A 20,768-nucleotide genomic window follows, 5' to 3' on the forward strand; every position below is an offset into this window, starting at 1 on the left:
ACGGCGAAGCGCCCTTGGGCCGGCGCGCTTCGTCGTTTCAGAAAGCTCCGATGTTAAAATTGCGGACTCGCCGGCTTCGCGCCGCCCGCTGTCGCTCATTGCCCAAATCCACATCACCATGACGTCCCAACTGCACAAAAAAGGCGAAGCCTGGTCGGCTCGCTTCTCCGAGCCGATGTCCGAGCTCGTCAAACGCTATACGTCGTCGGTGTTTTTCGACAAACGGCTCGCGCTCGTCGACATCGAAGGGTCGCTCGCACATGCGTCGATGCTGGCCGCGCAGAAGATCATCGGCGCCGACGATCTGGACTCCATCCAGCGCGGCATGACGCAGATTCGCGGCGAAATCGAGCGCGGCGAGTTCGAGTGGAAGCTCGACCTGGAGGACGTGCACCTGAACATCGAGGCGCGTCTGACGGCGCTGATCGGCGATGCCGGCAAGCGCCTGCACACCGGCCGCTCGCGCAACGACCAGGTCGCGACCGACATCCGCCTGTGGCTGCGCGGTGAAATCGACCGGATCGGCGTTTTGCTGAAGGATTTGCGCCTCGCGCTGATCGACCTCGCCGACCAGCACGCCGGCACGATCATGCCGGGCTTCACGCACTTGCAGGTCGCGCAGCCGGTGACGTTCGGGCATCACCTGCTCGCGTACGTCGAGATGTTCACGCGCGACAGCGAGCGCATGGTCGACCTGCGCCGCCGCGTGAACCGCCTGCCGCTCGGCGCGGCCGCGCTCGCGGGCACGAGCTATCCGATCGACCGGCAGGCGGTGGCGAAGACGCTCGGCTTCGAGGGCATCTGCGCGAATTCGCTCGATGCGGTGTCGGATCGCGATTTCGCGATCGAATTCACGGCGGCGGCGGCGCTCGTGATGACGCACGTTTCGCGTTTCTCGGAGGAACTCGTGCTGTGGATGAGCCCGCGCGTCGGTTTCATCGATCTGGCCGACCGGTTCTGCACCGGCTCGTCGATCATGCCGCAGAAGAAGAATCCGGACGTGCCGGAACTCGCGCGCGGCAAGACCGGGCGCGTGAACGGGCATCTGATGGCGCTGCTCACGCTGATGAAGGGCCAGCCGCTTGCGTACAACAAGGACAATCAGGAAGACAAGGAGCCGCTGTTCGACACCGTCGATACGGTCGCGGACACGCTGCGCATTTTTGCGGAGATGGCGGCGGGCATCACGGTGAAGCCGGACGCGATGCGCGCGGCGGCGTTGCAGGGTTTTTCGACGGCGACCGATCTCGCGGATTATCTGGTGAAGCGCGGCCTGCCGTTCCGCGACGCGCACGAGGCAGTCGCGCACGCGGTGCGGATCTGCGTGGATCGTGGGTGCGATCTGGCGGATTTATCGCTCGACGAGATGCGCGCGGAGTTGCCGAAAGTCGCGCATCTGCTCGGCGAGGACGTGTTCGAATATCTGACGCTGGAAGGGTCGGTCGCGAGCCGCAATCATGCGGGCGGGACCGCGCCGGAGCAGGTCCGGGCAGCGGTGACGGCGGCGCGCGCGGCGCTTTGACGCGCTGCGCGTCTGACCGACGGCACGCGCGGAACAACCATTAAAAAGCTGTCCGGGATCGCATCCCGGACAGCTTTTTTTACATCACCGTTCGATCAACGCATTTACATCAGATGCCGACGAGGCCCTGCAGGCTCACATGCGTCTCCGTATTGGCCGCCTGCTCTCCGACCTTCACGAGCGAACCGTCCGGCTGGATGGCATAGGAGACGATCTTGTCGGCGCCGAAATAATCCTGGTACAGGAACTTGCCGTCCGCGCTGATCCAGGCGTCGGCGGCAAGCGACGTGTTGGAAACCCCGCTGGCAGGCGGCGGTTCCTCGGCTGCCGTACCGTTGACGAGCGTGGCGCGTCCGTCCGCGTCGAGCGAAAAGAGCGAGACCGCGCCGCTGCCGTCACCGGTGTAGACGAAGCGGTTGTCCGGCGACACGACGAGCCAGCAGGGCGCGCCCTGGCCGGTCACCGCGATCGGGCCGCTCACGCCTTCTAGCTTGCCGTTGTTGAGCGTGTAGGTGCTGAGCGTTCCGCTGCCCGCCTCCGCCGTCAGGTAGACATGCCCGAGCTTGCCGTTGCCGAAGCGTCCGCCGAACGGTCCCATTCCGAGCGAGGTGGTCGACGTCGGCTTGCCGAGCGTACCGTCCGCGTGAATCGGAAAAGTCATGATCGTCTTGCCCGGCTTGCGCGGGTTGACGCCGTCGAGGAAGCCGTTCACGACCACCGAACGGTGGTCGGGGCTGACTTCGACTTCCGTGAGGAGCGCGTCGCCCGGCAGCGTGGCGTAATCGCCGATCTTCGTGAGCGAGCCGTTCAGGCCGACCTTGTAGGCGCCCAGTTGCTTTTCGCCTTCCTGATGCGTGACGTACAGGATGTCGTCCTTCAACGAAAGGCTTGTCGGACGGATGCCGCCCGTCGGGTTCGCCTTGCGCAGGCGCAACTCGCCCGTCCGTTGGTCGATATCGAAAACGGAGACAGTGTTGTCGCCCGCGTTCGCGACGAAAAGCCGCTTCTCGTCCGCGCTCACGATCACGCTGTGATTGCTCGTCAGTGCATCGGGAATGACGCCGTTGTGCTGGAAGTAGTTGACGCCGTTGGTGCCCTTGCCGCCCGTTGCGATCCGGCCGCGCGGCGCGAGTGTGCCGTCGGGGTTGCGGTCGAACTGGAGCACGGAGTTGTTGGTCTCGTTCGTTTGCGCATAGAGCTGCTTGACCGACGCGGCAGGCGCCGAATCGCCGTCGCTTCCGCCGCACGCGGACAGCAGTGCGGCGCAGGCACTTGCGATCGCCAGGTTCTTCAGTTCCATCATTATGTTGACCTCTTGTAGTTGGACACGATTAAAAGCCGGCCTGAACCGGCGGCCGCAGCAACACGGCTGAGTGCTTAGTCATGTCTCAAAAATTTTTGTTGTGCGGGGAGACAAAAAGTGATGAAAAATAGGACTGAATGGGATATTTCTCGATATATCGACAATCCGAAATCTAAAATGGAGAAGATTCACGAAGGCGAGTCGCGAGACAGAAGCACGTCCGACGCGTTGCGGCGAAAAAAAAGCCTCGGGCATGACACCCGAGGCTTCTCGATGATCGCCACAGTCCGGGCCCCGCCCGGACTGCTTCGGAACGACGACTAGATGCCGTCGAGCCCCTGCAGGCTCACATGCGTAGCCGTATTGGCCGCCTGCTCGCCAATCTTCATGAGCTTGCCGTCCGGCTGGATCGCGTAAGCCACGATCTTGTCGGCGCCGAGGTAATCCTGATACAGGAATTTGCCGTCCGGGCTGATCCAGGCATCCGCCGCGAGCGCACTCGCCACACCCGCAGGCGGCGGTTCGGTGGCCGCCACCGGCGTGACGAGGGTCGCGCGTCCTTCCGGGTCGAGCGCATAGAGCGACACCGTGCCCGCGCCGTTGCCCGTGTACACGAAGCGATTGTCCGGCGTGATGACGAGCCAGCACGGTTCCGTCTGACCGACTGCGATCACCGGGCCGCTCTTCGCAACGAGCATGCCGTTGTCGAGCGTGTAGGTGCTGAGCGAACCGCTCACCGCTTCCGCCGTGACGTACACGTTCGAGAGCTTGCCGTGCGCAAACCGGCCGCCGAGCGTGCCCGCGCCCGACGATTGCGCCGTCGCCGGAACGCCGAGCGTGCCGTCGCTCTTGATCGGGAAGGTGGTCAACGTCTTGCCGGGCGCGCGCGTCGCGAGTTCGCTCAGAAATTCGTTTACGACGAGCGACTTGCCGCCGGCACTCACTTCGACCTGCGTCAGGACCGCATCCGGATGCGACAGCGTGTAGAAACCGATCTTGTTGAGCGCGCCGTCGATGCCAATCTTGTACGCGCCCACCGTGCCGCCTTGCTGGTGCGAAACGTACAGAACGTCGTTGTTGACCGCGAGGCTCGTCGGCAGCATGCCGCCCGTCGGGCTGGCTTTCAGCAGGCGCGGGGCGGCTGTCGCCGTATCGATCTGGAACACCGAGACCGTGTTGTTGCCCGCGTTCGCCACGAAGAGACGCTTGCCGGACACCACGACGCTGCGGTTGCTCGACAGCGAATCAGGCCCGGTCACGCCCTTGTTTACGTGATCGACGCCGTTAGTGCCCTTGCCGCCCGTCGCGATACGCGCGCGCGGGGCGAAGGTGCCGTCGGCGTTGCGCTCGAACTGCAGCACGGCGTTGTCCGTCTCGTTGCTCTGCGCGTAGAGCGGATGCGCGACTGCGGCGGGCGAATCGTCGCTTCCGCTACATGCGGCCAGAAGCGCCGCGCACGCGGCCACGATCGCCAGATTTTTCGGTTTCATCATTTTTCGTCACCTTTTTTGTAGTTGAGAATGCTCAAGCCGACGGCTGTGCCGCGTGTGCCGTCATCGGCTTGGATGCGTCTCAAAAATGCTCGTTAGTGAGCGCGACAAAATGTGATGAAAGTGATAAGCGGAGTCCTGGAATGTCTCGGGCCAACGGCGATGGTTCTTGTCGAATCTCGTCTCGCCCAACGATCAACCGGCGCGCGACGTCATGCCCCGCTGCCGCGGCGCCGAATTTCGGGATAATCGACGGATTGCTTCGTCCGGCTGCCGCCATGATCATCCGCCCTCAGCTTCACTGGTTCCGCCTGCTGTTCGTCTGGCGCGGCTCCGTGCTGCCGCAGTTGCTGCCCCGGCTCATGCTGATCCTCGCGCTGTCGATAGCGGCGATCTTCATGCACGACCACATGCGCAGCTATCCTCTCGGGCTGGGCACGCCGCCGTTCGCCTTGATCGGAATCGCGCTCGCGGTGTTTCTCGGCTTTCGCAACAATGCGAGCTACGAGCGCTGGTGGGAAGGCCGCCGGCTATGGGGCACGCTCGCGATCACCGCGCGTTCCCTGGCGCGCCAGGCGCTGACGCTACCCCGCGAACGCGACTCGGACCGCACGCGCCAGTTCGTCGCCGCGCTCGGCGGCTTCGCTCACGCGCTGCGCCACCAGTTGCGTGGCACCGACCCCTGCGACGAACTCGCACCGCGTCTCCCGCCCGAACTCCACGCGCGCACACGCGACGCGCAATTTCGCCCCGCAACCATCCTGCTGTGGCTCGGCGAATGGGTCGCGGACCGCTCGCGCGAGGGCTCGATCGACGGTTACGCCGTGCTCGCCTTCGAGCACAATCTGAACGCGCTGTCCGAGGTGATCGGCGGCTGCGAGCGGCTCGCGACGACGCCGCTGCCGTTCTCCTATTCGGTGATGATTCACCGTACGGTTTATTTGTTTTGCGCGCTGCTGCCGTTTGGGCTGGTGGATGGCGCGGGGTTGCTGACACCGCTCTTTTCCTTGCTGCTCGCCTACGCGTTCATGGCGCTGGAGGCGATCGCGGCGCAGATCGAGGACCCTTTCGGCGTCGAGGAAAACGATCTCGCGCTGAATACGATGTGCGAGACGCTGGAGATCGCGCTGCACGATATGGTTGCGGATGCGGGGTTCGTGCGGCCGCCGGTCAAGCCTTCGCAAGCGCCGGGGCATGTGCTGGACTGAAACAAAAACGGCCCCGCGGGGCCGTTGTCGTCTTGAACGAAGCGGGAAAAATCAATTCCGCACGCAATCCACAAAATACTCGATGCGTCCGTTGATCATCTCCCCGACGAGCCCGTGAATATCCGTATGGAACCCCGGGAAGCGCTCATTGAACTCCCGCGCGAACCGCAGATAATCCACGATCGTCCGGTTGAACCGCTCTCCCGGAATCAGCAGCGGAATACCCGGCGGATAAGGCGTCAGCAAAATACTCGTCACACGGCCTTCGAGTTCATCGATAGGCACCCGGTCGATCTCCCGGTGCGCCAGCTTCGCGAACGCCTCCGACGGCTTCATCGCCGGCTCCATGCTCGACAGATACATCTCCGTCGTCAGCCGCGCGATGTTATTCGCGCGATAGACGCTGTGAATCTGCTCGCACAAGTCACGCAACCCGATCCGCTCATAAGACGGATGCTGCGCAATGAACTCCGGCAGCACGCGCCACAGCGGCTGATTATTGTCGTAATCGTCCTTGAACTGCTGAAGTTCGGTGACCATCGAGTTCCAGCGACCCTTCGTGATGCCGATCGTAAACATGATGAAGAACGAGTAAAGCCCCGTCTTCTCGACGATGATCCCGTGCTCCGCCAGATACTTCGTCACGATCGCGGCCGGAATGCCCGTCTCGCCGAACTCGCCGTCCACGTCGAGGCCCGGCGTGATGATCGTCGCCTTGATCGGGTCGAGCATGTTGAAGCCTTCTGCGAGCGGCCCGAAGCCGTGCCAGCGGTCGTTCGGCTTCAGGATCCACTCCTCGCGGTCGCCGATGCCCTCTTCGGCCAGCGCCTCCGGCCCCCAGACCTTGAAGAACCAGTCGTCGCCGTATTCGGCATCGACCTTGCGCATCGCGCGGCGGAAATCGAGCGCTTCCGCGATCGACTCCTCCACCAGCGCCGTGCCGCCCGGCGGCTCCATCATCGCGGCGGCGACGTCGCACGACGCGATGATCGCGTACTGCGGGCTCGTCGACGTGTGCATCAGATACGCCTCGTTGAAACGATGGCGGTCGAACGTGCTGTTCTCGCTGTCCTGCACGAGAATCTGCGACGCCTGCGAGATGCCCGCGAGCAGCTTGTGCGTCGAGTGCGTCGCGAACACGAGCGCGCCGGTGCGCGGCCGGCCCGCGCCGATCGCATGCATGTCCTGATAGAACGAGTGGAATTCGGCGTGCGGCAGCCACGCTTCGTCGAAATGCAGCGTGTCGAGCAGGTCGCCGAGCAGGTCTTTGATCATCTCGACGTTGTAGATCACACCGTCGTAGGTGCTCTGCGTGATCGTCAGAATGCGCGGCTTGACCTTCGGATTCTTCGCAAGCGCCTCGCGCGCGAACGGATTCGCCTCGATCTTCTTGCGAATGTTCTCAGGCTTGAACTCGTCGCGCGGAATCGGACCGATGAGGCCGAAGTGATTGCGCGTCGGCGTGAGGAACACGGGGATCGCGCCTGTCATCGTGATCGCGTGGAGGATCGACTTGTGGCAATTACGGTCGACCAGCACGATATCGCCCGGCGCCACGGTCGCGTGCCAGACGATCTTGTTCGACGTCGACGTGCCGTTCGTCACGAAGAACAGGTGATCCGCGCTGAAAATGCGCGCCGCGTTGCGCTCCGACGCCGCGACCGGCCCCGTGTGATCGAGCAACTGGCCGAGTTCGTCGACGGCATTGCAGACGTCCGCGCGCAGCATGTTCTCGCCGAAGAACTGATGGAACATCTGCCCGAGCGGATTCTTGAGAAACGCAACGCCGCCCGAATGCCCCGGGCAGTGCCACGAATACGAACCTTCCTCGGCGTACTGCACGAGTTCCTTGAAGAACGGCGGCGCGAGCGAATCGAGATAGACCTTCGCCTCGCGGATGATGTGGCGCGCGACGAACTCCGGCGTGTCCTCGAACATGTGAATGAAGCCGTGCAGTTCGCGCAGGATGTCGTTCGGCAAATGGCGCGAGGTGCGCGTCTCGCCGTAGAGGAAAATCGGGATGTCGGCGTTGCGTCGGCGCACGGCTGTGACAAAAGCGCGCAGCGCGACGATCGCGGCCGCGAGTTCCGGCGTGTCGCCGTCCGCGACCACGACGTTTTCCGCGTACGGCAGCAATTCGTCGTCGTCGATCGACAGGATGAAGCACGACGCGCGGCTCGACTGCTGCGCGAACGACGTCAGGTCGCCGTAGCTCGTCAGGCCGAGCACCTCGGCGCCTTCGCGCTCGATCGCCTCGGCGAGCGCGCGAATTCCGGAACCCGAGATGTTCTCGGAGCGAAAGTCTTCGTCGATGATGACGACGGGAAAACGGAACTTCATTGGGCGATTCTCCAAATGGAACGACCGCTGGCCGGGCGTTTCACGTCCGATTCCAGCGGTCTTTCATCAACCGGTGCCGGTTGCATTGCTTGTCAGCGCGTTCGATTGCGTCAGGTTTTCGGCAGCGTCACGCCGCGCTGCCCCTGATACTTGCCGCCGCGATCCGCGTACGACGTCTCGCAGATCTCGTCGCTTTCGAAGAACAACACCTGCGCCACGCCTTCGTTCGCGTAGATCTTGGCAGGCAAAGGTGTCGTGTTCGAGAATTCGAGGGTCACGTAGCCTTCCCATTCCGGCTCGAACGGCGTCACGTTCACGATGATGCCGCAGCGCGCATACGTCGACTTGCCGAGACACACGGTCAGGCACGAGCGCGGGATGCGGAAATATTCGACCGTGCGGGCGAGCGCGAACGAATTCGGCGGAATGATGCAGACGTCGCCCTTGAAATCGACGAACGATTTCTCGTCAAAATTCTTCGGGTCGACGATCGTCGAATTGATGTTCGTGAAGATCTTGAATTCGTCGGCGACGCGGATGTCGTAGCCGTAGCTCGACGTGCCGTACGACACGATCTTGCGGCCGTCCTCGGTCACGCGCACCTGATCGCGCACGAACGGCTCGATCATCTTGTGCTCTTCGGCCATGCGCCGAATCCACTTATCGGACTTGATGCTCATAGGGACTCATTTGGGTCGACGCCCTTGGGTGAACGGCTCGGGCCGTGCTTGAATCGGGCATGGCCGGGAGCCTCGAGGCGCCGGCCAAACGAAAGGGCGTATTTTACTTGAATGATGTGACGGCTCGCGTCTCTCGATCGGGTGGCCGCGGCGGCTGGCGATGCTACTGCCGGATCACGCCGCACGCGAGCGCGGGGCCGGCGCTGTGCGGCGCCATCGCGTAGTGGTCAGAGGCGTCGCGGTGCAGCAGGATCGCACGGGAGAGGACCGAGCGCACGCCGTCGAGCGACACGTCCGGCGCCACGATGAAACCAGTGGCCGTGCCGTTCGCGTCGGCGCGGATGTTGGCGAGATCGCCTTCGACGCGCGAGCTCGACTTCTTGCGATCCCCGGCCGTCGCAAAGACCGGGCCGGCGTCGGGCTGGTTGATGACGATGCAGTCGCCGCGTTCGTGCACCTGCAGCGCGTGTTCGCTGTTCGGCGGCATGCCCGAGATACTGTAAGAAACCTGCACGCCATCCGAGCGTTCGATGAGCGTGACGCTGCCGCGCGTCGCGTTGCCGGGCGTGGGCAGGAGCGTCGCGTCGGCACGCTTCTCGTGATTCTGGAAGATGATGCCGCAGCCGCTCATGAGGAGCGTGGCGGCGGCCATCGCGATCAGGGCGGACAGCGTCCGCCCGTCGAATCTGTGTCTCATGCGATCCTCTTGGCGGCCGCGCACGCCCCATGCATGCGCGCTGCCGCACCAATCGAAGGCGACATGATACCGCGAGCCGCGCCCGCCAAGGCTCCCGCTGGAGGGACGCTTCAGGTGTTCTGCACGACGATGCTCGGGAACTTCGAGGTCATGTCGCGCTGGCGTTCCGCGATGGCAATCGCGACCTTGCGCGCAATCGCGCGATAGGTCTCCGCGATGCGGCTTTCCGGGTCCGATACGACCGTCGGAGCGCCGGAATCGGTGCGTTCGCGGATCGCGATGTCGAGCGGCAACTGTCCGAGGATCTCGACGCCGTATTCCTTCGCCATGCGCTCGCCGCCGCCCGCACCGAAGATGTGCTCTTCGTGGCCGCAATTCGAACAGATGTGCGTGCTCATGTTCTCGACAATGCCGAGAATCGGAATGCCGACCTTCTCGAACATCTTGAGGCCCTTCTTCGCGTCGAGGAGCGCGATATCCTGCGGCGTCGTGACAATCACGGCGCCCGTCACCGGCACTTTCTGCGAAAGCGTCAACTGGATGTCGCCCGTGCCCGGCGGCATGTCGACGACGAGGTAATCGAGGTCCTGCCAGTTGGTCTGCCGCAGCAGTTGTTCCAGCGCGGACGTGACCATCGGGCCGCGCCAGATCATCGGGTTGTCCTGCTCGATCAGAAAGCCGATCGAATTGGCCTGGATGCCGTGGCCCGTCAGCGGGTTCATCGACTGGTTGTCGGGCGACTCCGGGCGGCCGGTGATGCCGAGCATCATCGGCAAGGACGGGCCGTAGATGTCGGCGTCGAGCATGCCAACCGACGCGCCTTCCGCGGCGAGCGCGAGCGCGAGATTCGCCGCCGTCGTGCTCTTGCCGACGCCGCCCTTGCCCGACGCCACCGCGATGATGTTCTTCACGTTCGGCAGCAACTTCACGCCGCGCTGGACCGCGTGCGCAACCACTTGCGACGACACCGCCACCTCCGCCTGTTCGACCCCCGCGACCTGCCGCAGCGCGTCGGTGACGAGCGCGCGGACTGCTTCGAACTGCGACTTCGCCGGATAGCCGAGCACGACGCCCACGCTGACTTTCGCGCCGTCGATCACGACGTTTCTGAAGCTTTTGGCATCGGCGAACTTGCGATTGGTGTTCGGATCGATCAAGGTAGCAAGTGCGGTGTCGATCCGGGCGCGGTCAATACTCATCGAAACTCCAGGGAACGGTGGTTGCTGCGCGAGGCGGCCGCGCGACAACGTGAGAAATTGAAAGGAATTGTTAAGTGCGGTTGCGCAGGTCACGCGCGCATTGCACTATCCGTCGCGGCAGGTTTCAGGGACGTATCGCCTGGTCCCGCGCGGGCGACCAACCTCATTGTAGTGTCTGCGGCGCGGGACCGCCGGAAGACCCTTTGCGCATCACTGAAGGTTCGGCCGGACCGATTGTTGATTACAGGAGAAATTGAAAATGAACGCAAAATTGTTGACCCGTCTGTCCGTTTTCGCCGTGGCAGGCGCGCTCGTCGCGGGTTGCGCCTCGCAGCAAGGCACCGACACGGCGGTCGGCACGGGCGTCGGCGCGGCGACGGGCGCGGGCCTTGGCGCGATCTTCGGCGGCGGCAAGGGCGCGGCGATCGGCGCGGGCGTCGGCGCGGCGGTGGGCGGTATCACGGGTTACAACTGGGGTGCCATCAAGGGCAAGCTGTCGAGTTCGACAGCGGGCACGGGCACGCAGGTCACCGAGCAGCAGGACGGCTCGCTCAAGGTCAACATCCCGAATTCGATCTCGTTCGACACGAACAGCTACGCGATCAAGCCGACCTTCGCGCCGGTGCTGAACGAAGTGTCGTCAACCCTGACGCAGCATCCGGAACTGGTGGCATCGGTCGTCGGCCATACGGACAACACCGGCCAGCCGGCTTACAACCAGACTTTGTCGCAGAACCGCGCGCAGAGCGTTGCGACGTATCTGGCGGGTCATGGCGTGGCGGCGCAACGCCTTTCGGCGCAGGGCATGGGCCAGAACCAGCCGATCGCGGACAACGCGACGGAAGCGGGCCGCGCGCAAAATCGCCGCGTGGAAATCTACCTGCGCGCGACGGCGCAGCCGGGTCAGGTGCAGTAAGCGCTTGATCTGAAAGGAGAAATGACGGGCGACCAGGGTGCCGCGCAGGCCGGGTTCATCGGATTGAAAAAAATTTGAAACTTGGCCGCGCGCCGATTGTCTGTCTTTATGGTGGGTGGCTGGCGATGCCGCCACCTATCATTCTCCTCTTGTCGTTGTTGCTCCGGGGCCGATTAAGCCCCGGTTTTTTTTGGGCGGTCGTCTTTTCGCTCAGTCGATGGACACGTCCAGCCGCTTGCCGAGTTTGGCAAGCGCAGCTTCGATCGCATCGAGCTTCGATGCGTGCCTGGGATTCAGCAGCCGGTCTATTTGCGGCATGTGCAGGTTCAGCCGCCGCGCCAGCTCCGACTTGCGCACACCCTGCCGCACCATTTCATTCGCCAGCAACACCTTCGCCACGACGAGCGCCGGCAGCGTCACGACACGCTGCGCCCGCTTCGGCTTCGATGGGGCTGGAACTTCGCGCTTTTCGTCGAAATAGATTTCGATGGCGCTTTCGAGCGCGTCGAGCGCGTTGAGCAACGCTTCGTCCTCGTCGTCACTGACGGACACCGCCTCGGGAATATCCGGAAACGTCACCAGATACGTGTTGTTGTTATCGCGTTCCAGATTGACTGGATAGGACAACATGAGTGTCGGTTCTCCAAAGAGGTTGTGATTCATTTCAGCCCAAGCTGCTTCTTGATCCACTCGACCAGTCCCGTACCAACTACCTTGCTGCCGTGATCCAGGAAGATCGTTGTCTTGCCGTCAAGTGTGACGCGGAAGTGGCTGCCTTTCACCGGCACGAACATGGCGCCCTGATCCTTCAGCCACTTCCTGAACCCGCTGTATTTCATTTGCCCCTTCGAATCAGACCGCGAGCAAGAAAAATACAACACACATGTTGCGCTCAGCAATCTTAAAAAAACAACATATTTGTTGTAAATTGTGCCCGCTGGCCCGCGCATCTCAGACTCCCCCCGATTGACCCCCTCCGCGCGCAAACCCCCACCCCTGCTAGAATCGTGATTCCGTTTTTCATGCAATCACGCAACTCAACCCGCAGGCCCGCGCTTCCATGTCAGCACCGATCTCCGCCACCGCATCCACCGCGGCCCCGGCTCAAGCCGGCCGTCGCCAGATTCTCGTCACGTCCGCGCTTCCCTACGCGAACGGCCAGATTCACATCGGCCACATGGTCGAATACATCCAGACGGATATCTGGGTGCGGGCGCTGCGAATGCACGGTCACGAGGTCTACTACGTCGGCGCCGACGACACCCACGGCACGCCGGTCATGCTGCGCGCCGAGAAGGAAGGCATCACGCCGAAAGCGCTGATCGACCGCGTCTGGACGGAGCACAAACGCGATTTCGACAGCTTCGGCATCTCCTTCGACAACTACTATTCGACCGATGCCGAGGAAAACCGCATCCTCTGCGAGAAGATCTACGGCTCGCTGAAAGAAGCCGGCTTCATCGACGCGCGCGACATCGAGCAGGCCTACGATCCGGTCAAGGAAATGTTCCTGCCGGACCGCTTCATCAAGGGCGAATGCCCGAAGTGCGGCGCGAAGGATCAGTACGGCGACAATTGCGAAGTCTGCGGCTCGACCTACCTGCCGACCGAACTCATCAACCCGTACTCGGTGGTCTCGGGCGCCACGCCGATCAAAAAGATCTCGACGCATTACTTCTTCCGCCTCTCCGACCCGCGCTGCGAAGACTTCCTGCGCACCTGGGTGAGCGGCCTCGCGCAGCCGGAAGCGACCAACAAGATGCGCGAATGGCTCGGCGACAAGGGCGACGCGAAGCTCGCCGACTGGGACATTTCGCGCGACGCGCCGTACTTCGGCTTCGAGATTCCGGGCGCGCCGGGCAAGTACTTCTACGTCTGGGTGGATGCGCCCGTCGGCTATTACGCGAGCTTCAAGAAGCTGGCCGACGAGCGCGGGATCGATTTCGACGCGTGGGTCGCACCTGATTCGAAAGCCGAGCAGTATCACTTCATCGGCAAGGACATCCTGTATTTCCACACGCTTTTCTGGCCCGCGATGCTGCAGTTCTCCGGCCATCGCACGCCGACGAACGTGTTCGCGCACGGCTTTCTGACGGTCGATGGCGCGAAGATGTCGAAGTCGCGTGGCACGTTCATCACGGCGCAGAGCGTGATCGATACGGGCATCAACCCGGAGTGGCTGCGCTATTACTTCGCGGCGAAGCTGAACAACACGATGGAAGACATCGACCTCAACCTCGAGGACTTCCAGGCGCGCGTGAACAGCGATCTCGTCGGCAAGTACGTGAACATCGCGAGCCGCGCGGCGGGCTTCCTGATCAAGCGTTTCGACGGCCGCGTGCAGGACAGCGCGATGCATCATCCGCTCGTCGCGCAGTTGCGCACGGCTATTCCGAATCTCGCGGCGCTCTACGAATCGCGCGAATACGGCCGGGCGCTGCGCACGACGATGGAACTCGCCGATGCCGTCAATCACTACGTCGATGCCGCCAAGCCGTGGGATCAGGCGAAGGACCCGGCGAATTCCGTCGCGCTGCATGAGACGTGCAGCGTGAGTCTGGAGGCGTTCCGTCTGTTGTCGCTGGCGTTGAAGCCGGTGTTGCCGAAGCTGATCGAATCCGTCGAGGCGTTCCTCGGCATCGCGCCGCTCGTCTGGGCCGATGCCGCGAAGCCGCTCAGTTCCGAGCAGCCCATAAACGCGTACAAGCACCTGACCACGCGCGTCGATCCGCTGCAAATCCAGGCGCTGCTCGCCGCGAACCGCGAGTCGCTGCAGCCGGGGCAGGAAGGCGCGGCGGCGGCCTCTTCCGCTGCAAAGGCAACGAAGGCTGCTAAGAAAGAGAAGAAAGAACCGGAAGCTGAAGGCGTCATTTCCATCGACGATTTCGCGAAAATCGACCTGCGGATCGCTAAGATCGTCGATTGCAAGGCGGTGGAAGGGTCGGACAAGCTGCTGCAACTGACGCTCGACGTCGGCGAGGAAAACACGCGCAACGTGTTTTCCGGGATCAAGGCGGCATATCAGCCGCAGGATCTGATTGGCAAGCTGACCGTGATGGTCGCGAACCTCGCGCCGCGCAAGATGAAGTTCGGGCTGTCGGAGGGGATGGTGCTGGCGGCTTCCGCGACGGATGAGAAGGCCGAACCGGGGCTCTATATCCTCGAACCGCACAGCGGCGCGAAGCCGGGGATGCGGGTGAAGTAACGCTTCAGGCCGTCCCAAAAACGAAGGGCACGCTCTCAACGCGTGCCCTTTTTTATTTCAGCGGCGCAACGCCTCTCAAGGCCCACCCCTCCGCGCCCACGAATCAAAGCGCCGCGTATAAGACAAATCCAGCCCCTGGAATGTCCCGCCATAGGCCGTCACCGACCAGAACCGCGACAGTGCGAGCGTCGCCTTCACCGCGTTGCTCGCCGACTGCAAGCCCTGCTCATAGCCGATCACGAGCCGTTCGTTGATCGCCTTCGAAATCATCACGACTTGCGGATCGGTCAGCCCGACCTCGCTCGTGCCGATCGAAAATTCGTCGAGCCCGAAAGTCTGCGCGATCCGCTTGCCGCTCGCGCTGCCGAGCAAGGCGAGCGCGTTGGTCATCGCGCTTTGCTGGCCGATGTTGTTGCCCTGGTCGGTGCCGTGCCCGAACAGCAGCCACGACAGCTTTTCGTTGTCCGGCACGTTCGGCTCGGACACGAGCTTCGCGGTCGGCGACTGCACCGTGCCCGTCACCTGCACGCCCGCCTCGATTTCCTGATTGCGCCGCATCGCGAGGATATTGATGCCGGGATTCGCCACCGGCCCGTTGAACGTGAAGAAACCGTTCTCGATATTGAGCTTCCGCCCGAACGCCGTGTACGTGGAACCCGGCGTCACGCGGACGTTGCCGATCGCCCGCAGCGGCATGTTCGGCGCGCTCATCGCGGTGATCGTGCCCGCGAGTCCCAGGTCCGCGCCCGCGCCGCGAAAGCGGAATTTCTGCCCCAGGTCGATGTCGATATTGGCGCGCGGCGCGAACGTCACCGGCCGCTCGCTGGCCGCGACGACCTTCTGGTCACGGCCCTCGCCCTTCACGGTGCCGTCGGGCCGCACGATCACGACGTCGTCGCCGAGGCTCGGCGCGGACTTCTCCGGCAAGTCGAAGAGCGCGTGATCGACCTTGAACTTGCCGTCGATCTTCATGCCGCCCAGCACGCCGCCGTTCGCGATGCTCGCGCTGCCCGACAGCGAAAGCTGACGATCGGGCGATGCGAACAGCTCCAGCTTGTCGGCGATGACGCTCGCCGTCAGGTCCGGCTCGTTCTGGTCGAGCCGCACCTTGCCGGTCGCGCGCAGCGTGCCGCTCGCGCCGTGGAACTCGACCTGCTGCAAATCGACGAGATTCTCGGAAAGCGCGATGCGAATCACGCCGTCCTTCAGTTGCACGCCCTGCCCGACGAGCGTCGCCGACAGTTCATCGCCCGTCAGCATGCCGGACAGACTCGGTTTCGCGACGATGCCCGCGATCGTCAGCTTGAGCGCGATGCGTCCGCCCAGCAGATAGCTCGGGCCGAGGAGACCGCCCGTGGTGCGCAACTGCGGAATGTTCGCGTCGATCGCGCCGGTGAGCGGCGATTCGTCGGCGACCGTGAGGAGGCCGTCGCGCACGACGAGCGGCGTGTGCACATTCGCGTCGATCGTGCCGATGCGGTTCGCCTGCGCGTGAAACGTCGCGTTCAGGCGATTGCCGTTGGTGAAATCGGCGCGCGCGGAAATATCGGAGATGCCGAGCGCCGCCACGCCGCGCGCCGCGTCGATCGAGACGTCGCCGCTGCGGCGTTTGATCTCGGCGTAGCCGGTCGCGGTCGTGCCGAGCGTGAAATTCCAGTCGCCGTCGAAGACAAGGTCGGTCTTGACCGGCGGCTCGGCGCCCGTCAGTTCCTGGCGGATTTCGAGCAGCCGCAGCACGGAGAGATTGCGCAGCGTGCCCGCCGACTGGATGCGCCCGCCTTCGAGCGCGAACGACTTGAGCTCCAGCACGGCGCCTTCCGCCGACAGCCGCGTCGCGCCGAGCACGACGCGGTTCGGCGCATAACTCACCGACAGCGGCGATTCCATGTTCACCGACGGCGTGCCCTTGTTCGTCAACCGCGTGATCGTGCCGTCCCAGTGCGGGCCGTCGTGGGCGTCGGTGAGCTTGCCGTTCGCCGCGAGCGTCAGGTTGACCGCCTCGCCGCGCACCTTGCCGGTGGCGCTGGCATCGAGCGTGTGGCGCGCGCGCGTGCCGGTGAGGTTGGCGTCGAGCGTCGCGAGTTCGACGCCTTCGGTGCTCAAATCGCGCGCCTTCGTCGTGAAGACGAGCGCGCCGTTCGCGCCGTCGCGCAGTTCCGCGCGGCCTTCCGCGTGGCCGAGGCGGTTCGCGCCGAACACGACGCCATCGGCCTGATAGTTCGCCGCGACGTTCGGATGCGCGAACGAGCCGGTCAGGTCGCCGTCGGCCTTGACGATCCCAGCAAGGCCGAAGCCGAGCCTTTCCAGCGCGGGGGCATCGACGCGAAAACGCAGCCGGTCGCTGGGCGCGCCGAAGCTGCCGTTCAGGTCGACGTCGTTGCCCGCTACCGACAGATGCGCCTTGCTCGGCAAAATCCGCGTCCCGGCGACCTGCACGGTGCCTTCGCCCGTCAGCGGCAGATTGTCGTAGACACTTTCGCCGAGCTTGAACTGGGCCTTCGTGGTCAGAATAGGCGCGAGCACGCCGGTCGCGGCGAGCGTGCCGTTCACGCGCGCCTCGATCACGCGCGCGGGGGGCGCCTTTTTCCCCTTGCCGCCCTTGACCGGCGCGGCGGCTTTCGGCGGCACGAGCAGCAGCGGATTGAACTCGACAAGCTTCGCCTTAACGTCATAGCTCGAATTGACGTCCTTCTTCAGCGCGCCGCTCAGTTCGATGCGGCCCTTTCCCACCGAGAGCTTCACGCCTTCGAACGCCGTCTGCTTTGCGTCGAGCTTGACCTTGCCCTGCGCGCGGATCGCGGCTTTCGGGTCGTTCAGGTCGAGCGTGATCGTCTGCGTGTCGCCGGCGAGCGTGACGCCGACCGGTCCCGCGAACTGCGTCGGCAGGAGGCTCGACTGGATCGCGTGCAGATCGAGTTTCGCGACTTTCAGGTCGAACTGGCCGCGCTCGCCCTTGAGCGATCCGCCGCCCGTCACGGTCGCGTCCTTGACGAGCCGCACGTTCAGGTCGCTGATGGTTTGCGCCGACGCGTCGAGGCGCACGTTCGCGCGGGCGTCGATGAGCGGGAGAAGCTGCTGGTCGATCGAGCCCGGCTTCGCGTTGACGATCGACACCGGTCCGGTCACGACGAACGCGCCCGGCTCGGCCGGCTCGGCGGGCTTCACTTCGGCGCGCACCGCGAGATCGGCGAACGGCGCGCTCGGGCTGAACGCCTGCGGATTGACGTGATCGACGGTGACGAGCGCGCTTTTCAGCGGCACGTCGCCGAACGGCAGCGCCTCGACGTGCGCGCGGCCGTTCAGCTTCATGCCGCTCGCCTGGACATCGGCGACGAGGTTTTCCAGCGATCCCGTCAAATGCGCGCCGACCTGCACCGCCTCGCCGCTCACCTTGCCCGAGTACGTCGCGTCGCCCGTCAGCGGGAACGGCCGCGCGCCGCCATCCATGTTCACCGATGCCGTCACCGCTCCGAACGGCGTGTCGAGGCGCTGGACGCTCGCTTCGTGATGCCGGCCGTCGCTGCGTCCGTTGAACAGCAGGCGCGAGAGTTCGGTCGTCGTCGTGCCCTGGTGCAGCCGCAACTTCGCGACACTCACGTCGCGGATCGCGAGCTGGATCGGCAGGCGCAGGTCCTTCGGCAGTTCCGTCTTCGTGGTGTCTTTAGGCGATGGCGCGATCCGCGCGTCGATCGTCCCGATATGCAGATAGTCGATCGTGAAGCGCCACGGCTCGCGCGTGAGCTCCCAGCGAGCGGAAACGCTGTCGACAGCGACATCGGTGCCTTTGCCGTCGAGGCTTTTCCAGTGGACGTTGCGCAGGCGCACGCCGGTTGCGACCGCGCCGCCGTCGAGCGTGCCGGTGAGACGTCCGCCGAGCAGCGACGTGGCCGCCTGCCACACGTAATGCGTTCCGCGCTCGCTCATCAGCGCGTAAAAGATCAGCCCGACGCCGAGCGCGAGGCACAGCACGAGCGCGAGCACGATCCCGCCGAGCCACTTCGCGAACCGCCGCCAGCCACCGCGACGACGCGGAGGCTTGTCGTCAGGCGCGCCGCTCTCGCCTTCGTGGGCGGGTTCGTCTGCGTTCGCGGGGACTGTCGGTTCGGTCATGCGTCGTGGGTCGTCAAAAAAGCCGCGTAAAAATCCGTGTAGATAATCAGAAAGCGATGCCGAGCGTCAGATACGGCTTGATGCTCTTGTTCTTGAAGCCATAGGCCAGATCGACGTTGACCGGCCCGACCGGACTGCGCCAGCGCACGCCCAAACCCGCGCCCGGCTGGAATACGCGCTCGCCCCAGGTATCGGTGGCGGTGCCGATGTCGAAGAACGCCGCGCCGCCCCAGTCGTGCGTGAACCAGTGTTGATATTCGGAACTGCCGGTGACGAGGTACTTCGTCGGCAGAATCGACCCGTCGACGTTGTTACCGATGCTCTGATAACTGTAGCCGCGCACCGAATTCGCGCCGCCCGCGCGGAACAGCAGCGACGCCGGAATGCCGTTGGTCGGCCCGCTCGTGAACACGCCGCCGAACTCCGCCCGGAACACGAACAGGTCATTTTTTGTGATCGGCAGGTATTGCAGCAGGTTCGTGTAGAACCGGATGAACGTCTGCTCGGTCGCGACGCCCTTGACCGCGAAACCGGCCTCGGCGCGGATCAGGTTGCCGCTGCGCGGAAAGAGCGGATCGTCGACGTTGCGGCGAATCCATTGCCACGCGGGCACGAGAGCACGCGCATTCGACGGATTCGGCGCGTTTTGCGTCAGGCGATCGTCGTAGAAGATCAGCGAGTACGTGGTGTCGATGTTCTGCGTCGAGCGCGAGCGCTGCACGCCGACGCGCGCACTGTAGATGCGCGTGTCCGACACGTTCGTGTTCGTGTACGACGCGAGCACGCTGTTGACCCAGCCGCGCGCGCCCGGCGGCATCGCGAGCGTCACCTGGCCGTACTGCTGCGTCTGGTCGAGGCGACCGGAGATCGTGAACGGATACGCCTTGCCGAAGGTATCGAGATAACTGTACGAGCCCTGGATGTGCGGGCCGGTGTCCGTCGCGTAGCCGACGCCGTAGCGCACCGCGTTGTACGGATATTCGCTGACCTTCAGGTGAATCGGCGTGTTGTCGGGCTTGGCGACGTCGTTATCGGCGTCGATCGCGACGCTCGCGTAGTACGGCGTGTTCTGCAACTGGCGCTGTAGTTCGTTGACGCGCGCGATGTCGTAGATGTCGCCGGGGTGGATCGGATTCACGTTGTGGATGATCTCTTCCGGGTAGCGGCGCACGCCGCTTACGTCGAGATCGCCGAAGGTGAAGGTCGGGCCGCTGTCGAACGTCACCGACAAATCCGCGATGTGCGTGCGCGGATTCACCCGCGCCTGCGAGCGCGCGATTTTCGCGCCGAGGTAGCGGCGCGCCTGAAGCGCCTTCAACGCGGCGTTCTTGGCGTCGTTCCAGGCGTCCTGCGAGAACGGATCGCCCTCTTTCACCGAAAACGCGAAGCGCGCGGCGTTCTCCTGCTTGCGGTCCTCAGTCGTCACGGCGCCCTTGAAAATGAGCGAAACCGACGCGACGGTGGTCTGCGGCCCCGGATCGACGCTCACGGTGACGGTTTTCTTGCCGTCGGTAACCGAGACGTCGGTGCGCACGACCGGCGTGAAATAGCCGTCGGTCGCGACGAGATCGCGCACTTCCTGCGGAGCGGCGGTCACGAGGAACTCGAATTGTTCTTCACTGACGTCGTCGCGCTTCGCAAATCGCGCTAAATCGAGATGGTCTTTCAGCAGGGAACGCACGCTGCGCGGAGCGTCGATATCGACGGTGTACTTGGCGAGCGCCGGGCGCGCGGAGGCCAGCAGCAAGAATGCCGCGCCCACGAGCGCGATTCGTCGGGCGAGCGGCGCGCGCGTCAAGCGTAAAGAGTCGAACAGGCGCCCCGCCAAACGTGACCTCCGGCATTGGTATTGTTGTCGATGATGGTTCGATCCGCGGCATCGCGCTGCCTGCCGGCTCTCGACCGAGGCGGTCCGCGCCGCTTCGTTACACACTTCGATCCGACACGAAAACCGCGCAGGCGCTATTTCACCACATCGATACGGCCCGCCGTCTCAAAATGGGCGGCGCGCAGCGTGCCTCGGAGCGATCCGAAAACATCGGTGGAAAACCGGCTGCCCGCCTTGGACGGCTGATGGCGCCTCGGGTTCCGGCTTTCT

At 64.0% G+C, this 20,768-nt stretch carries 14 protein-coding genes; 4 read left to right on the forward strand and 10 right to left on the reverse strand.

Annotation, left to right across the window (positions count from 1 at the left end; translation table 11 throughout):
* The first annotated feature begins 118 nt into the window (after positions 1 to 118).
* Positions 119 to 1,522: an argininosuccinate lyase gene (gene argH / locus AWB67_RS05520; protein WP_087655223.1), complete on the forward strand. Its 1,404-nt coding sequence runs from the start codon at positions 119 to 121 to the stop codon at positions 1,520 to 1,522.
* Positions 1,523 to 1,631: 109 nt separating this feature from the next.
* Here argH and AWB67_RS05525 read toward each other — a convergent pair whose 3' ends face one another.
* Entirely contained in the window at positions 1,632 to 2,825 is a 1,194-nt protein-coding gene (locus AWB67_RS05525; protein WP_235025047.1) for a lactonase family protein, read from the reverse strand.
* Positions 2,826 to 3,145: 320 nt separating this feature from the next.
* Positions 3,146 to 4,318, reverse strand: a complete 1,173-nt coding sequence (locus tag AWB67_RS05530) for a lactonase family protein (RefSeq protein ID WP_235025048.1) — start codon at positions 4,316 to 4,318, stop codon at positions 3,146 to 3,148.
* A gap of 275 nt (positions 4,319 to 4,593) precedes the next feature.
* Here AWB67_RS05530 and AWB67_RS05535 point away from each other — a divergent pair, with 275 nt between their 5' ends.
* Positions 4,594 to 5,523: a bestrophin family protein gene (locus AWB67_RS05535; protein WP_087655225.1), complete on the forward strand. Its 930-nt coding sequence runs from the start codon at positions 4,594 to 4,596 to the stop codon at positions 5,521 to 5,523.
* Between the two features lie 51 nt (positions 5,524 to 5,574).
* Here the strand turns inward: AWB67_RS05535 and AWB67_RS05540 are convergent, their stop codons facing one another.
* The 4 genes from AWB67_RS05540 to apbC form a co-directional block, all read right to left on the reverse strand.
* Positions 5,575 to 7,863, reverse strand: a complete 2,289-nt coding sequence (locus AWB67_RS05540) for an arginine/lysine/ornithine decarboxylase (protein ID WP_087655226.1) — start codon at positions 7,861 to 7,863, stop codon at positions 5,575 to 5,577.
* A 110-nt stretch (positions 7,864 to 7,973) separates the two neighbouring features.
* Positions 7,974 to 8,543 carry a dCTP deaminase gene (dcd, locus tag AWB67_RS05545; protein ID WP_087655227.1) on the reverse strand — a complete coding sequence of 190 codons (570 nt, stop codon included), beginning with the start codon at positions 8,541 to 8,543 and terminating at the stop codon, positions 7,974 to 7,976.
* Between the two features lie 163 nt (positions 8,544 to 8,706).
* The gene (locus tag AWB67_RS05550) at positions 8,707 to 9,240 is read right to left on the reverse strand and encodes a superoxide dismutase family protein (RefSeq protein ID WP_087655228.1); all 534 of its coding nucleotides are present in this window, start codon (positions 9,238 to 9,240) and stop codon (positions 8,707 to 8,709) included.
* 110 nt (positions 9,241 to 9,350) lie between these two features.
* A complete protein-coding gene (gene apbC, locus AWB67_RS05555) occupies positions 9,351 to 10,439 on the reverse strand; it encodes an iron-sulfur cluster carrier protein ApbC (RefSeq protein WP_087655229.1) in 1,089 nt (362 codons plus the stop codon).
* A gap of 259 nt (positions 10,440 to 10,698) precedes the next feature.
* Between apbC and AWB67_RS05560 the strand changes: the two genes are divergently transcribed.
* Positions 10,699 to 11,355 (forward strand): YiaD family glycine zipper/OmpA-like lipoprotein, encoded by a 657-nt coding sequence (locus AWB67_RS05560; protein ID WP_087655230.1) that lies wholly within the window; start codon positions 10,699 to 10,701, stop codon positions 11,353 to 11,355.
* A gap of 210 nt (positions 11,356 to 11,565) precedes the next feature.
* Here AWB67_RS05560 and AWB67_RS05565 read toward each other — a convergent pair whose 3' ends face one another.
* Together AWB67_RS05565 and AWB67_RS05570 are read right to left on the reverse strand one after the other, a co-directional pair.
* The gene (locus AWB67_RS05565; RefSeq protein ID WP_087655231.1) at positions 11,566 to 11,985 is read right to left on the reverse strand and encodes a type II toxin-antitoxin system HicB family antitoxin; all 420 of its coding nucleotides are present in this window, start codon (positions 11,983 to 11,985) and stop codon (positions 11,566 to 11,568) included.
* Between the two features lie 29 nt (positions 11,986 to 12,014).
* Positions 12,015 to 12,194, reverse strand: coding sequence for a type II toxin-antitoxin system HicA family toxin (locus tag AWB67_RS05570; protein WP_087655232.1), 180 nt, complete (start codon positions 12,192 to 12,194; stop codon positions 12,015 to 12,017).
* 221 nt (positions 12,195 to 12,415) lie between these two features.
* Between AWB67_RS05570 and metG the strand changes: the two genes are divergently transcribed.
* Positions 12,416 to 14,560 (forward strand): methionine--tRNA ligase, encoded by a 2,145-nt coding sequence (gene metG, locus AWB67_RS05575; protein WP_087655233.1) that lies wholly within the window; start codon positions 12,416 to 12,418, stop codon positions 14,558 to 14,560.
* 75 nt (positions 14,561 to 14,635) lie between these two features.
* On the opposite strand, the gene AWB67_RS05580 is transcribed toward metG, so the two are convergent.
* A complete protein-coding gene (locus AWB67_RS05580) occupies positions 14,636 to 18,670 on the reverse strand; it encodes a translocation/assembly module TamB domain-containing protein (RefSeq protein ID WP_087655234.1) in 4,035 nt (1,344 codons plus the stop codon).
* A gap of 46 nt (positions 18,671 to 18,716) precedes the next feature.
* On the reverse strand, positions 18,717 to 20,498 hold the full coding sequence (locus AWB67_RS05585; RefSeq protein ID WP_087655235.1) for an autotransporter assembly complex protein TamA: 1,782 nt from the start codon (positions 20,496 to 20,498) through the stop codon (positions 18,717 to 18,719).
* Between the last annotated feature and the right edge of the window lie 270 nt (positions 20,499 to 20,768).

The organism is Caballeronia terrestris, from assembly GCF_001544515.1.
In the GTDB taxonomy this organism is placed as follows: domain Bacteria; phylum Pseudomonadota; class Gammaproteobacteria; order Burkholderiales; family Burkholderiaceae; genus Caballeronia; species Caballeronia terrestris.